Raw genomic sequence first — 15,290 nt, 5'->3', positions numbered from 1 at the left:
CCCTGTTAAGGTGTGAGCAACGCAATACCGAAGCCGACGTAAACCACCTTAATCACTAAAACCAACGCATAGTAAAAATGCCACGCGTTGCGAATCACTCTTAAACAGTTTGTTAAGTTTATTTATATTGCGCCATAACCTCTGTCGTAAACCATTTTTTAGCACGAAGAATCACTTCCAGTTCTTCATTGGTATTGTTATCTGCTCAATAGACTTAGGGTGAGTGATTCTGTTACGGATAGTAATTGCTTTTTTCATATCATCCCAACCACTCGTTTCTGGGAACCTAAAGTCTTTCAAACCCTTAGAACGAGCATAATATCCCGTATTAGTACAAATAGACTCTCGAATAGAAGGTCTGAATGTGTGTTTAGTTACAGTATTAGTTCGTTGGTTATATTTCTTCTCTAGTATGAATGCGCGCTCTTTAGGCATAAATTCTGTACCGAAGTTATCCGCTTGGATGATCTCTTGCCTTAATGCAAAAAGGACTCCCTCTAGTGCAGAGAACACGGTTCTAACATAGCTACGATCTAAAGCACTACTGCGTGGTTTAGATTCTTCCTTAGCTTTAGCTACGGCACTAATATCTTCATCGAGAATTACTGCTAATTCAAAAGGATTGTTCATAACTCCTCCATAAACTTAACGCCCTGTTAAGGTGTGAGCAACGCAATACCGATGCCACCGCATACCACCTTAAACACTAAAAACAACGCATGGTAAAAATGCCACGCGTTGCGAATCACTCTTAAACAGTTTGTTATGCGATTTTTACGCTATATCGCAAAGTTCTATCATACTCACTAATCTCTTGGGCACTCCAACGTTTTGGATTGTCTCTTGCTTCTCTAAATACTCAGTCTCTCCACGAAATGATATATACCATTTACAATGCTCAGGCAGATTTGCGTAGACTTGCTGAAAATAAGGTAAATCAACCTCAGACAAAGAGTGACCAAGTACAAACACATTGTCTATAGAGTCTAAAGATGTAAAGAAGTGTGAGTGGTTCTCAATAACGCTAGCTGTATTTTTAAAGGAGTTAACATAGTAGCCATAAACGTCTTCAAGCCCTTGCTCGTAGGCATAATCGAAACTGTCAGACATATACTCATACCATCTCTCAAGGTCTTCAGGACTCACGTTTTCTGGTGGTTTCTCTGGAACAACCTTAAATTCGTTGGGATCAATACCATGTCCCAATATCAAGGGAGCAGAAAAATCAGAAGCTTTGCCATGAATATATGTAATGTTCGATTGAGGCACTGAATAGTGTTTTTCCAGTGTATCACTGTAGTTAAAGCTCAGAAACTTCGCATAACCCGCGAGTTAGTACGCTTACTTTATTCTGAACTTCGATGGAGAAAGAATGCCAATCTCTATCTCTAAATTCGTCGCTTGATATAACCGGAAGATAGTCACTTAGATCTTCTAATAAAGCTTCTTTGTCAAAGTTAGCTAAACTCTCTTCAAAGTTAGCCCACAAATCTACCCCATTTTCTTGGTAGTAGTAGCAATGAATAAGATCTAAGAGATCGGGGCTATGCACTTGTAAGTACTCAGCAAAATTTGAGTATCTAGTATTAAACCCATGGTGTAGATCAAACCCATTGCCAATGATGTACAGACTGTTCAATTTCACCATCCTCTCGAAATCGCATAACGCCCTGTTAAGGTGTGAGCAACGCAATACCGATGCAGCCGCATACCACCTTAATCACCTAAACCAACGCATAGTAAAAATGCCACGCGTTGCGAATCACTCTTAAACAGTTTGTTAGTTGAATTGTTTCACCGCTCTACACTTGGGAAAAGTTGAACAACCCCAAAACTGTTTACCTATATTTTCACCACGCTTGGTTTCACGCAACACCATTTCAGAGCCGCAACGGGGGCACTAATTTGAGCTAGCTTTGGATGCGACAACTTCTTTGACATGTTTACGATGCTTTAAATCCGTAATAACTCCGCGCTTTAACTTTATCTGGTTTATAGACTCAGTTAACCGAGCATAATCCTTGTCAGAGAACACTACCTCGTTAAATTGCTGAATGTATCGAATACTTCCTCGAGCATAGGTAACGTTTGGAGGCATTTCGGTTTTAAAGGTGCTATCGCCGATGAAAACAATAACTGAATGCAAGTGCTCTTCACTGCAACCTAACAAAGTTTCCAGAGCTTTTATGTGCTTGTAATTCTGATGCAGTGAGTTTTGAAATTTAGAGGAATGACGGTAAATCTTTTGTGTCCACTGTTTCTGGCGAGCCGAGCCAAATATCCAACCTTTCATATTCTTAGTTTCAACGACAAAGATGCCATATTTAGAAACCACAATATGGTCGACTTGAGTTGTACCATCGCTAGTCGGCAACGTTACGTCTTTTATTAGCGTGTAATCAGACTCCGGTAATTTGGACAAAAGACGGTTCACGAGAAACTCACCGAATACACCTTTTAGCCACCTACTTTTGAAAACGCTAACAATGAGCAATAAAGGCACTAGATACCAGACTTGCGCAAGCACATTAAGAAATGCTTCAAAAATATTCACGGATTTTCCCTATTCAACTAACGCCCTGTTAAGGTGTGAGTAACGCAATACAGAAGCTCCCGTATACCACCTTAAACACCAAACGCAACGCATAGTGAAAATGCCACGCGTTGCGAATCACTCTTAAACAGTTTGTTATATTAAATATACCTCTGCTTCCTTTGCGTACGTGGAAATAAGCTTTAAAACACTTTCATCCGAGAAATAGAAATTGTGAGTAAAATCACAACCCTCAAAGTAAATAATGCCTAACTGAGGTATTACAAACTTAAACCTATCTTTATCTGGAACTCTGTAATCAGAGGGTAAGAGCGTTTTAAATCGAGCATTATCCGACGTGAACTTCCTGTACGTGATTCTGGTCGAATAACGTCCCTTGTATAAAACCAGATAACATTCATATGAATCACTAAGTAGGCAGACAAACTTATGTAAGCGACTGTTGTATTCATTTTGCATAGAACTCGTCACATCTTGAAGCATTGCCGTCGCTTCGTTAGGCGACAACCAATGGTCAAAAACAGAGACTGATGTGCTTTTGATACATGTATCTTCACCATCATACATACCAACAAGCGCATCATGAAGGTGCTGATATTGATGCTGCAATTCTTTTTGAACTAGCGAGGGTAAGCTTATAAATCGTCTACTCTTCATATTTAACCGTTTAATATAACGCTGCGTTAAGTGGTGAGCAACGCTACCACCTTACCTAAACCATTGTGCCGTAAACACTAAAGCCGAATCAAACCGAAAATGCCAAGCGTTGGGAATCCGTCTTAAACGCTTTGTTATGTAAATTTTTGTGATAGCGTTAAAACTATTTACTTACGTATTCTGTTTCACAATCGAATCCATCACACCTAATAGTAAGAGTTGTACTCTTTGTCGATGTAACTGAAGTTGAAGAACTCTTGGAGCTTGTAGTTTCCGAGAATTCTACCGCCTCTGCATCAAGTACTTTTAGCATTTTTTCTTTGGTTGAATCAAAGTTGATAACTTCCATCAACTCTGATAATTCTAAATCAGAATATTCTTCGTGGTGACCTCGCAATGCTTTAACTGCTTTCACTTTGGAAGAATCAAAATCAAAATACTCTACGAGTGTTATTAATTCTTTAAATGTCAGGTCGCGATTTAGGTTGTTTACGTTGTCGGAAACAAACCTGTTTTTTGTTGAGTCAAAATTAAAATGGCTTATTTTTGTCAACAATTCTTCAGGCTCCATAGCCTGAACACTTAAAGAACAAACTAAGTAAAATACTCCTGATATAATGATTTTATACAATTTCAAACCCCTCCTTTTGTTCGATTTACATAACGCCGCGTTAAGTGGTGAGCAACGCAGACCACTAAACCTAAATCATTGTCCCGTAAACACTAAAGCTGAATCAAACCGAAAATGCCAAGCGTTGGGAATCCGTCTTAAACGCTTTGTTATACGAATTTTCCCGATTGGATCAATGGATTAAATTAAAGTTTAAGAATCTGGCTACTTCATTTGAATGACAATGATTTACCCCCAACCCAATGCATGCCCTTTTCTCACCATCAACCATGTGAAAAGCATCGATACCAGCAAAGTTGACACAAAAGTAAATTTAACTCCCCCAACTAGCGCTGCCACCATAAGACCTGCTGCTGTAGCAATAACCCGCACTTCATACCCTAACATATTGCGAGATTTACAGGACACACAAGCCACAATGTAGGAAGCTATCATTGACACTCCAAAGATCAAACACTCAATATGATTTGGCGTGTCCACATAATCTTTAAACAGATACCACATAATTATTGTCACCTATCTTTTAGCACCAAATGCTCCAGAACCTAAAAATATTTATCTTGGATTGAGGATCAGATACTTATTTGAGTGAGCATACTTGGAGCTCTGCCTGACACTTGCGTCCGCTCGCATTCGTATAACGCCCTGTTAAGGTGTGAGCAACGCAATACCCACGCCTCCGCATACCACCCTAATCACTTAAACTAACGCATGATGAAAATGCCACGCGTTGCGAATCACTCTTAAACAGATTGTTATACAAATTTTTGAAGGGTGTATTGTTCAAAAATGTCAACCAATGAGATTACGGCATTTTTTGCATTTAACGAATGCTCCAATGCATCAATACCCCACAAAGAAGGATACGTTTCGTTACTATAACTAAAGCTTTCAAACTTTAACCCCGCTTTGTTTTCAACAAGATCCAAATTTGCGCCCAAATAAACCAAGTCTCTGTGTTTGATTGTATTCACAAATGCACTTATATACTTATATGACTCCGAACCAACAACACAATCTAGAGCTTCTTTAAGAGTTGGCTCTGTAATTAACGGTCTAACTTTATACAACATACACTCTCCGACCGAAAATCGTTCATGCAATACAACTTTATTTAATAGCTGAGCAAATATGTCGTATAACGAGCGAGCAGCATGAATCGCAGCATGAACATTTGCTTGAATTGCTAAGTTTTGCGCTTTTGATTCCGCTCGAGGAGAAAGCACTAGCATGAGGGCATCTTTATTATTCTTGGGCGTAATTTCCATGAGTAGTTCATAAGCCGTTGATTTATGATACTCGTAGATATCAGAGCCACGACTCAATGACCTCAAATTCGCAACACAACTGTCGACATCAACATCGAGATTTTCGATGTAGCTTCTAAAAGTAGACTCTTTAATCATCGGTTTACTCCATTTGTATAACGCCCTGTTAAGGTGTGAGCAACGCAATACAAAAGCCGCTGCATACCACCTTAAACACTAAACGCAACGCATAGTAAAAATGCCAAGCGTTGCGAATCACTCTTAAACAGATTGTTAGCATAATTAAGGCACGACATCCGTCAGCTCTTTGATCGCATTGCTTAAATAGTCCGGACGTAAAATATCGATGTCTAGACTTTCCAAGTGTTGTTGGAAATCAAATTTCATTGTTGGAGTATCTTGATCTGCTTCCTTAGCATGTTCTAAGACCTTGGCAAAGGTCAAGTCTGACCTTTTGATAACAGAACATAAATAATCGAATGATTCGACTGATATAAAATAAATATTTTTCAGTGGAATACGAGCGTCATTAAAAATACCTTTATAAATCTCATCTATAGCTTCCTTTGCAATAGAATCGTAAAATGTTTGCCCACTACCTAAATAAAGCTCTTTATAGGTAACAACTAAGAGATAATTATTTTCTTTATGATCAAGGGAAGATATACCATGCTGATAAATATGATTATTAAGACTATTGGCTTGCTTAATTGCTTTTAATGCACTTGACTTAACTTTTCCTAAAATCACTTTTGGATCATCAGATACTTTACCTAAGTATGGAAGCTCTACTCCTTTAGCATCTATAAAAATGCTACTTTCTTGTTCCGTAATAACGAAATCAACAACTCCCACTCCTTTAGGCAAACCTTTTTTCAGGGCATTTTCTTCCAAGTAAGTACATTCAGAATAAACCAGACCATTTTTAAGATAGGACTCGAAAATTTTGCCAAAACTATCCATAAAGTACTCTGGATCATCTAGCTTTAGCAAGTTATAAATATACTGTTCAATTGTACGTAAAAGGACATAGATATTAACGCAGGTATATTTTTCTTTATACTTTATCAATGGAAAATTTAAAAATGGCGTTTGTTCATACCATTCAGAATAAGTACCATTTGAGAAATCATTTTTCTTGATTAGTTGCTTAGCTTGAAAAATATCGATTGAAAGCAGATCTAATGTTTTTTGAATGTTGTCTCTTCCTAACTTATCAAAGACTATTTCAAAGTCATTTATCGATATCGTTTTATTATATTTTTGAAATGCCGCGTATATAACTAGGCAACATTTATTGAAGTCCTTAACATCAATACTTGTCATAGACTTAAACTTTGTTTTCAACCTATGATTCTCTGGCAACTCGGAAAAAAGTCTATGATTGGTTGCTACGCTTGTTGCAGATAATTGCTTTTGATAAATAAATTGCTGAAAAGCAATATTACGCATCATGTTCCTAAAATGAGTAACCTCTGTTGGCATTTTTACTAAATTACCCAAATCATAGGCAGTATCCAGAATCCTCATAAATTTTTTATCTGATAAAGCTTTCGAAGATTGTGGGTGGACACGATTTTCTAAAAAATTCCATTTCAAAATGAGCATAATTAGCCAAGGATGACGTCGTAATCTTTCTACATCGTCTTTTACGTTGGCATTCATATATCCGTATAAAGCATCTGCCAAATCGGCGGCATCATAGCCTCGAAGCAAACTTTTAACTTTTTTGATTTTTCTTTGATACTGCATACTTTCTACCAACTTTATAAATTATGCTAACGCCCTGTTAAGGTGTGAGCAACGCAATGCCGAAGCTCCCGCATACCACCTTAATCACTTAAACCAACGCATGGTGAAAATGCCACGCGTTGCGAATCACTCTTAAACAGTTTGTTATATATCAATTCTCATGCACTGAAAGACAAACTATCTTGAAATTTCATTTCCGTTTTTACCTTCGGAATCAGACAAAATACCATTGACCTTAGAAAGTATTTACGTTAGCGAATATTTTCTCTTTAAAATCAACATTGACCTAACACTTTATCTAAGTATGGCTCTATCTCTGAGCTTTCATCATTAGCTAGCTTGATATTAAGAATGACCGTAGATAATGAAAGAGAACCAATAACAGCCAGACCATCGTTAAAAATTAAGAATACAATTAAAGAAGGAATACCACACCAAATTAAAGCTGCTAACAGCCTACTAAACATTTTTAAAGGCTTATCTTTTCGATATAGCTTTACTGCGTTATTCACGATTTCTATTTTTCTTTTATGCTTAAAGTTCTTTAATTTCTCATTATCATACAATATAAAATAAAACACTTAACCTCCTTGTATATATAACGCCCAATTAACGTGTGAGCAGCGCATACACTGAACTTGAACATTGCGCCGTAAACACTAAATTCAACCCGAAGTGAGAGCGCCAAGCGTTGCGAATCACTGTTGAATTGTTTGTTATGTTTTACCACAAACACATGATTTTCTTGAGAAAGAACTGCTATTTCAAACTAGTTTTCTGAAGCAAACCACAAGGTCAGAACCAACTTGACCGCCAAAGGCGACCAACCGAAAACAAGTAAGCCCACTTCCCTGCCCAATGAGGCAACACGACCAAGAAACAACGAGCGCCCTCTCTTTCCAACCAAAGCGCAAAACAATGCTAAATTGCCGAGGCAACTGCCAAGCCAAAATGCCAATTGACTCAGAACCTAAAAGCGACTTTGAGCCAGTTAAACAATAAGCCAACCTCCACGACCTAACAATGAAGCAACCCGCGAACATTGGCATGTTTTACAGGCTGAAAGATTCAAGAACTTAGACCGACAATGCGGATTTGCTGAGTCTACTAGGGACGAATTGCCAAAGGGACAAAGAACTAGAGCCTAAGACATTTAAGCCTTTGAAATACAAGTAAACATAACGCCTTGCTAAGGTGTGAGTAACGCAATACAAAAGCTACCGCACAGCGCCTTAATCACCATAAGCCACAGCAAAGTAAAAATGCCACGCGTTACGAATCACTCTTAAGCAATTTGTTAGTACATGCGCTACTTCTATTTATGCGCTCCAAGATATTGAAAACTGAGATGATATGAAAGGCTTTGAACACTGAAGTGAGACGGGCAGCTACAAAACTTTACCCCGATTGGAAGACGAAAGTTGGCTAGAAGAAAAACACACTGAACTGCCCTACTTTCACTAGCTTCAAATTAGAAAAGGATTCTTTCCTCGTACTTCAACAGCCACACCAAAAGTAATCAGGGTTCTCTCAAAAGCCTCCACGAAAATGAAGAAGCGCCAAAGAAATAGGTTAAGAGTTAGAAGCCGTAAACGGTGAAATCAAAGCAAACACTTCGCATATAGTGCCACCGGATAGAACGTGAGAGACACTAACTGAAAGGTGTAAATACGAGCGCCAAAACAGATAAACACCAAAACTTATGACCTTTGATGTCAAACCCGTACTAACGCCCTGTTAAGGTGTGAGCAACGCAATACAAAAGCCGCCGCATACCACCTTAATCACTAAAACCAACGCACGGTAAAAATGCCACGCGTTGCGAATCACTCTTAAACAGTTTGTTATGTGCGTACTAAACGTTGCCACTGTTAGACGAATTGAAAGAAAACATACGAACTTCGTCGCGAGGAAACCAACCTAATTTTTCGTAGAAAGACTGCGCATTAATGTTTTCATTTGCGACGAATAGATGCGTTTTGGCTATACCTACATTTGATAAGGCTTCCACTGCTGACGATATGAGCTTTGCACCAACGCCTTTACCTCGAAAAGTTGAATCAACAGCCAGATGCTGCACATAACCTCGACGACCATCAGTCCCAACTAAAATAGCACCAATAATATCGTCACCATCCAATGCGACGAAACTAAGGTTTGGATTGCGTTTTAGGTACTTACCTATGTTTTCCTTTGAATCTGCATCTCGCAGCAACATCGCTTCTGTTGTTGACCACAAGCCGATTACTTGCGAGTAATCAGAGATATGCATTTCTCTTATCACTACCGATTTTCCTCTAAGCACATAACGCCCTGCTAAGGGGTGAGCAACGCAATACAGAAGCCGCCGAAAACCACCTTAATCACTAAATTCAACGCATAGTAAAAATGCCACGCGTTGCGAATCCCTCTTGAGCAGTTTGTTAGTCGCGAGGCACCGAGCGACAATTTTAAGCCGAACTAAACTTTGCGAACAACAATCCTTATGTGCTTTGATGCATTTAAGTCAGGCGTAGTCTCAAAGCAGCTACTCAATGAAACCACTTGGAACAAACAACGCCGTAGAAAACGGACTGACAACACCAAAAAGCGCTTTTGGAAAACTAACCTCACAGTGCGAACCTTCAACAAAGTCACTGAAACCACGTGGAACTTATAACACCAGAGAAAACGTCCTTTCAGCGAGTAAATCAGCTTTTGTACCAACAAGCTCACCGAGCGGAGTTGCAACCAAAAACAGATTTTCTATTATCCTGCTCTACCAGCACCAAAGAACAAAACAACCGCTAGGACACTTGCAAAACTTTGGACTTATAACAGCTAGAACTAAGTTCTAATGATCGACGATGAATCTGTGTACCAAACAAACAGCTGCTAAATTTTAAGCTCAGAAACATGATTTTGACTGCTAGTTTTTCTGGCGACTAACGCCTTGTTAAGGTGTGAGGCATGCAATACCTAAGCATCCGCATAATACCTTAACCACTAAAACTAACGCATAGTAAAAATGCCACGCGTGCCGAATCACTCTTAAACAATTTGTTATAAGGTTACTCACAGCGAATGATTACTGTACCTAACCCATAATCCACTTCACCAAGTCGCTTATTTAAATGAATACTTTTTGGCAATACAAATCGGCTTTCAATTAAATCAAAGTCTATTGGCTTTTTTAAAATACAAAGATAACCAGTAGGATTAGAGCTCCACGTATAGTCAGTAAAGACTTCATTCCCGCTTTCCAAGAGCAACTCAAGAATTGGATTAAGAATTCTGTATTTGGGACCAATAACCTTCTCTGTAAGCTCTATCATCAAATACCTTATAACGCCCTGTTAAGGTGTGAGCAACGCAATACCGATGCTCCCGCATGCCACCTTAAACACTAAACGCAACGCATAGCAAAAATGCCAAGCGTTGCGAATCACTCTTAAACAGATTGTTAGCAATACGTCTTAGACAATACTTTACTCGTCAAACAACTTACTGATATCAAGGTCATCTGCGTAAGCAGATATTAAACGGATATACTGAGTAGTTTTTGCATCTTTTCCTTGTACTTTAGTATTAGAGAAACTGCTAATAGGAACGCCAAACACTTTTTCTATACGCTTCAAGAATGCGTCAGATAGTACGTCAGGGGCAACAATGTCATATTTTCGAGTGACGCTATTTCTAATAATATCGTTGAAATGTTCGTCAGCACTGTTAAAAGAATACCCAATCACTACTACTTTTTGAGAGTTGTGAACTAGTTCAGCAGCTTTTGCCCATGTATCAATATACTTATGGGACAAAATTGGCTTAAGTTTAAGAGGTGGTACCATTGAAGGTATAACATGCCTTTGATCCTCTACAACGTTACTCGTAAAATCAATATTTGACGAGATCTCCCCTTCAATAAACTCTTTTAAATCAATTGAGTTTAAGTCGTTGATCGGCAATAACTGCCTTGTATCCATGCGTACATATTCTGACAAGCCACCATGGAAATATATAACATTTTCTAAACCAGCATTTGCTAAAAACGTTGTATAGTTTAAAGTGATCGCATCGATACCTTGAGGCAATTTGGAGTAAAACGGCATTTCACCACTATCGAAACTAGTTAATACTTGGTTTTGTTTCCACACCAAATATCCCCATAAGCACCATGAAATATATATGTAGTTTTTAACATCAGCTTGATTGTGGCTGTAAAAACCTAGAAACTTTTGAATCAATAATTGTTCGATGTCTAGCATATGAGATGCTATTGCATCTGCTATTGGGTTCCCATCTGAAGCTAAGCTTTCCTTGAGTGTAACTTTGAGGATTAGTTTAAATGTCTCCGATAATGACATTTTATGAACATCAATTATAAAATCGCTTTCTGTAAACTCTGAGCCAAAAGCTTCTGAGATCAATTGGAACGTTTCATCATCTATGTGACTAGCATTCTTAATTTCTACGAGCTTTTCAAACAAGCGAATTATTACTAACCCTCTTTTTTTTGATAGGTCTGATTCATCTTCAATCTTGCTTTCAGCTTCACTTACTAATTCAACTATCTTTTTGAGCTGTTCGATGTCTTTCTTAGTAATGTTTTCAATTTCATTGTTGATAAAACGATTAAAGTCAAATCGAAGCCCAGGAAGAGCATTTCTAATAGCTTTTTCAAAGCTTGCCCCTTCTCCGTTGATAAACCTAGATACTTCAGTTAAAAGTTTATTCGCCAATGGAAAATCAATGCCTGGAGTCTTATCGACACCCGCACCTGTAATGAGAACCTTATTCATGACTAAATCTACTCGCGAGCAAATAACGAATACATAGAACCGATTTCATATGCACAATCTCATTTTCGATTGAACCAATACAAAACACAACTACTATATGCAATTACATTGACATAGATGCGGTCCAGTAGTATTGCTAACGCCTTGTTAAGGTGTGAGGCACGCAATACAGAAGCCTCCGCATACCACCTTAACCACTAAACCTAACGCATGGTAAAAATGCCACGCGTGCCGAATCACTCTTGAACAATTTGTTATGTTGTGGACTCAAGGCAGAGGCATCCATTCTTTTACGCCTACATACTGGTCATATTTGTCTTGTTCGTCTTTTGTTTTTTGGTCTCTGATGTAACGCATTGAAAATCCACCATACATTGAACCACTGTTATTCAGAGACCAATCTACGATATCTTCATCTGAAACTGAGTACGCTTCACCGACGATAATATGATCTAACTGAGGGAGTGTTTCAAAAGCTTGAACCACGAAAGACTTTGAATCTACATCTACCACCATGAACCATAAGTAAGCACCTTGTTCTGGGAAGTATACTTTTACAAGAGCAAAACTAGATGCAAGCTCAGGTTTAGACAATAGCTCGCGAAAGGATCCTATGCTCGCTTTAGCTTCGATAATTGTCCTCTGCCATAAAAAGTCATTGGATAAAACTGGATTACTCTTCACTTCGTCACCCGAAAAACTTAAACCTGAATGTAGAATTGATACCAATATTAGTAACCAATATTTCATTGTTAGCCTCAAACAACATAACGCCCTGTTAAGGTGTGAGCAACGCAATACCGATGCTTCCGCATGCCACCTTAAACGCTAAAACCAACGCATAGTAAAAATGCCACGCGTTGCGAATCACTCTTAAACAGTTTGTTATGTTTCTCTTTCTATCATCTGCTTTAAAGCACTAAAACTCACAGAATTACTCAATGTACGCCTGTTAGGATGCTCGATCCTAATTGCTTTAAGCTCGGGATATTGAGGGATTCTAACCTCAGCGATTAAGTTCAGAGTCTGCTCTGCAAGCTCGCCATCCAAAACGCTCAACTTCGGTAGGAACTGAACTTTAGTACCAAAGTGATGCTTAATAAAAGAGTCTCGTGTACTTCCCGTTGTAAAAATTACAATATCAGGTCTAAGTATCGAGAATTCTTCAGCTAGAATATTGAAATACTCTCGCTCCAAATTTCGTATCGAAGGGCTAGGTTTTCCACGTCCGTCGTTACCTATTTTTGAAATATTATTCCAGATAAATGACACAGTCTTATTGCTAAACTGTTCAGTAAGCTTTTCTTGGAAAAACCTAAAATTCTTTCGATTCCAAAAGGCTCGCTTCCCTCGATTTTTGCCGCTCCCGGAAATTTGATGAAAGTAATTAAAGTACTCATTCATTAAGTTTTCGACTGTTGCATCACCAGCATTCAACTGTCCACACCATCCATCTGTCTCTTGACCAATAATCATGACTTTGACGTCTGAATCGATGTAGGTTTGATCAACTTTGATGAGGAGAGGATTTGAAGCTTTTGAAGATAATCCGCTTGCCGCTTCTAGCAAGGCATCCCACTTCGACCTATATAAGCTCTCTAGTTCTTGATTCATTATTACCTCAGGTAATCAATCGGAAACATAACGCCTTGTTAAGGTGTGAGCAACGCAGCACCGATGCCACCGCAGACCACCTTAAACACAAAACGCAATGCATAGCAAAAATGCCAAGCGTTGCGAATCACTCTTAAACAGTTTGTTATACCACTACTAAAATACGACCTCTAAACTAGACAACTTGTATCTTGCCCAAGCATCCATATAGTAGTCACTGTTACTGTCCCAGAACTCTGATGGCATTTTTCTTTGGTATTTTACATTCAAAATACTGTGCTCTTTCGGCGTGACAATACAGTAGACACAGTACTTGTCGATAACATCATATACATCAGAGACTTGGGGGTTAGTTAACGATAGTAAGATGCGCACAACCTCAGCCATGGGCACAACATGCTCTTTCTCAACTTTGTCGCTATTCCGAGCTGAGATTGTCCATTGGCATTGCTCTTTTATCTTTCTTGTATCCCACTTACCTGTCCCATTTACTGCACCGACACGATACGCATACAAATTATCAACTAAATTGCGATAACAATGAGAATCATCAACTCCACCATCGACAAGAACTAGAATAGCTTTAGCAAGAGCTTCAGCTTTAACTGCATATGACATATATAGAACCGCTTCAAAAAGCCGAATCGTAAACTACTTTCTTGTATGCTGAAACTCAGTTTCTCACATAGTGGTATAACGCCCTGTTAAGGTGTGAGCAACGCAATACCGATGTCGCCGCATACAACCTTAAAAACCAAACGCAACGCATAGTAAAAATGCCACGCGTTGCGAATCACTCTTAAACAGATTGTTAAGCGTCAACGGTATCGGTATTTAAAATCTTTTTAAGTAGTTCTTCAACTTGGTAGAACTTAGTCATATCGTAATTTTTTACAAACCCCTCATCAACACTATCAAAACAAGGGTATGTATCAACCTCAAAAAGTTCACCTCCTCCGATAGTATCTAATAATTGCCATGAAATTGGCTTTGTTAAACTAAAATCACGCTTTAGTTTCGAACAAAAGCCATTTAACTGGATGTTCGCTCGGTCAGGAGGAAATACAAAGTTAATTCCAATTTTACTATGCCTTAACTGAGGTGTTTTGGTTGAAAAATAACTGATACCGGAAACCAGTGACTTTTCTTTACTAATCCACTGTAGTAACAAGTTGGGTATTATGTATTCAATATTGAATGCACCACCATTAAAAGCACGGTTAAAGCTACAAGCCATGAGAAGTGGGTACATTACTAAATAAGCAATCTGAAGTTCTATATTATCGTCTTCATTCTCGAAGAATAGGAAGTTTTCGAAGTTACTCTTCTTTAGCGTTTCTAGAGAGTATGAAAAGTTTATAACTTTCACATCAGATTTATTCTCACACCTGTATCGAGAAAGGTGCATCTTATTGAGGTCGGGCTTTCCCATTTCCTGCCAGCATACATAGATTGATGTGCCTAGATACAAACATGGCAGACCAGCAATCGAGTATCTTTGAGTTCCAACTAAATGACGCAAATGAAAGGGAATATGAAACATCTCTTTACGTTCGGACAGCTCGGAATCTGAACAGCGAACACGATATAAACTATCATCACCTTTAGAAAAGTGCTTCATATCATGAACTAACTTGGGAATATTTTGACTAATTATCGGTAGATTCATTAGGCGTTCAAAAATATCGTATGCTCCACCAGCACTGCCAGATAGGTACTCATCTAGTGATTCTATAATATGATTTGAAACCTCTTGTAACTCCGCTCTTCTTGTATACAAGTAACTTTCAACAACACCATCATCTTGGAGTTTATTTACCCTCTTCTGGAAGTTATCGAGTCGATCTTTTAGATCTTCACGATAGTTTGAGTTGTATGAATCATAGACAAAAGGTTGCTTTAATCTATGCCCTTGCAGGAGTTTGTTTAATACTTTTTGAAAATCACTCATCTTACTACTTTTCTCTTAATTCTAATGACGCTTAACGCCCTGTTAAGGTGTGAGCAACGCAATACCGAGGCTCCCGCATACCACC

General features: G+C 38.5%; 16 protein-coding genes and 1 pseudogene. 1 reads left to right on the top strand and 16 read right to left on the bottom strand.

The features are described 5' to 3' along the window. Positions 1–171: 171 nt before the first annotated feature. The 10 genes and pseudogenes from QMY49_RS04785 to QMY49_RS04705 all read right to left on the bottom strand — a co-directional run bounded on the left by QMY49_RS04785 (position 172) and on the right by QMY49_RS04705 (position 9,134). Entirely contained in the window at positions 172–630 is a 459-nt protein-coding gene (locus tag QMY49_RS04785; RefSeq protein ID WP_283313068.1) for a hypothetical protein, read from the bottom strand. Between the two features lie 144 nt (positions 631–774). Next, positions 775–1,269 carry an AbiH family protein gene (locus QMY49_RS04775; RefSeq protein ID WP_283313064.1) on the bottom strand — a complete coding sequence of 165 codons (495 nt, stop codon included), beginning with the start codon at positions 1,267–1,269 and terminating at the stop codon, positions 775–777. A 31-nt stretch (positions 1,270–1,300) separates the two neighbouring features. After that, positions 1,301–1,639 (bottom strand): AbiH family protein, encoded by a 339-nt coding sequence (locus QMY49_RS04770; protein ID WP_283313059.1) that lies wholly within the window; start codon positions 1,637–1,639, stop codon positions 1,301–1,303. Between the two features lie 141 nt (positions 1,640–1,780). Beyond that, positions 1,781–2,554: pseudogene (locus QMY49_RS04760) on the bottom strand (NERD domain-containing protein). Positions 2,555–3,374: 820 nt separating this feature from the next. After that, positions 3,375–3,842, bottom strand: coding sequence for a proline and serine-rich protein 1 family protein (locus QMY49_RS04750; protein ID WP_283313055.1), 468 nt, complete (start codon positions 3,840–3,842; stop codon positions 3,375–3,377). 228 nt (positions 3,843–4,070) lie between these two features. Beyond that, entirely contained in the window at positions 4,071–4,346 is a 276-nt protein-coding gene (locus QMY49_RS04745; RefSeq protein WP_107286947.1) for a hypothetical protein, read from the bottom strand. Positions 4,347–4,597: 251 nt separating this feature from the next. Beyond that, positions 4,598–5,248, bottom strand: a complete 651-nt coding sequence (locus tag QMY49_RS04735; protein ID WP_283313051.1) for a hypothetical protein — start codon at positions 5,246–5,248, stop codon at positions 4,598–4,600. A gap of 144 nt (positions 5,249–5,392) precedes the next feature. After that, entirely contained in the window at positions 5,393–6,862 is a 1,470-nt protein-coding gene (gene gapS1, locus QMY49_RS04725) for a GapS1 family protein (protein ID WP_240305319.1), read from the bottom strand. Positions 6,863–7,137: 275 nt separating this feature from the next. Next, positions 7,138–7,443, bottom strand: coding sequence for a hypothetical protein (locus QMY49_RS04720; RefSeq protein ID WP_012128390.1), 306 nt, complete (start codon positions 7,441–7,443; stop codon positions 7,138–7,140). Positions 7,444–8,717: 1,274 nt separating this feature from the next. Beyond that, positions 8,718–9,134, bottom strand: a complete 417-nt coding sequence (locus QMY49_RS04705; protein ID WP_025625204.1) for a GNAT family N-acetyltransferase — start codon at positions 9,132–9,134, stop codon at positions 8,718–8,720. A gap of 262 nt (positions 9,135–9,396) precedes the next feature. Here QMY49_RS04705 and QMY49_RS04695 point away from each other — a divergent pair, with 262 nt between their 5' ends. Then, entirely contained in the window at positions 9,397–9,699 is a 303-nt protein-coding gene (locus QMY49_RS04695; protein WP_283313042.1) for a hypothetical protein, read from the top strand. Between the two features lie 213 nt (positions 9,700–9,912). Here QMY49_RS04695 and QMY49_RS04685 read toward each other — a convergent pair whose 3' ends face one another. From QMY49_RS04685 to QMY49_RS04635, 6 genes are all read right to left on the bottom strand, one after another. Continuing rightward, positions 9,913–10,176 carry a hypothetical protein gene (locus QMY49_RS04685; RefSeq protein ID WP_283313040.1) on the bottom strand — a complete coding sequence of 88 codons (264 nt, stop codon included), beginning with the start codon at positions 10,174–10,176 and terminating at the stop codon, positions 9,913–9,915. 153 nt (positions 10,177–10,329) lie between these two features. Next, a complete protein-coding gene (locus QMY49_RS04675) occupies positions 10,330–11,640 on the bottom strand; it encodes a hypothetical protein (RefSeq protein WP_283313037.1) in 1,311 nt (436 codons plus the stop codon). A 267-nt stretch (positions 11,641–11,907) separates the two neighbouring features. After that, positions 11,908–12,390: a DUF2314 domain-containing protein gene (locus QMY49_RS04665; protein WP_283313033.1), complete on the bottom strand. Its 483-nt coding sequence runs from the start codon at positions 12,388–12,390 to the stop codon at positions 11,908–11,910. A 135-nt stretch (positions 12,391–12,525) separates the two neighbouring features. Continuing rightward, positions 12,526–13,254, bottom strand: coding sequence for a hypothetical protein (locus tag QMY49_RS04655; RefSeq protein WP_283313028.1), 729 nt, complete (start codon positions 13,252–13,254; stop codon positions 12,526–12,528). A 156-nt stretch (positions 13,255–13,410) separates the two neighbouring features. Further along, positions 13,411–13,872 (bottom strand): hypothetical protein, encoded by a 462-nt coding sequence (locus QMY49_RS04645; RefSeq protein WP_017190375.1) that lies wholly within the window; start codon positions 13,870–13,872, stop codon positions 13,411–13,413. A gap of 193 nt (positions 13,873–14,065) precedes the next feature. Beyond that, the gene (locus tag QMY49_RS04635; protein WP_283313024.1) at positions 14,066–15,205 is read right to left on the bottom strand and encodes a hypothetical protein; all 1,140 of its coding nucleotides are present in this window, start codon (positions 15,203–15,205) and stop codon (positions 14,066–14,068) included. Positions 15,206–15,290: the final 85 nt, after the last annotated feature.

Origin of the sequence: Vibrio harveyi (assembly GCF_030060435.1) — a bacterium.
In the GTDB taxonomy this organism is placed as follows: Bacteria; Pseudomonadota; Gammaproteobacteria; order Enterobacterales; family Vibrionaceae; genus Vibrio; species Vibrio harveyi.
The sequence above is the reverse complement of the archived record's forward strand: the minus strand, read 5'-3'. Positions and strand labels throughout refer to the sequence as shown.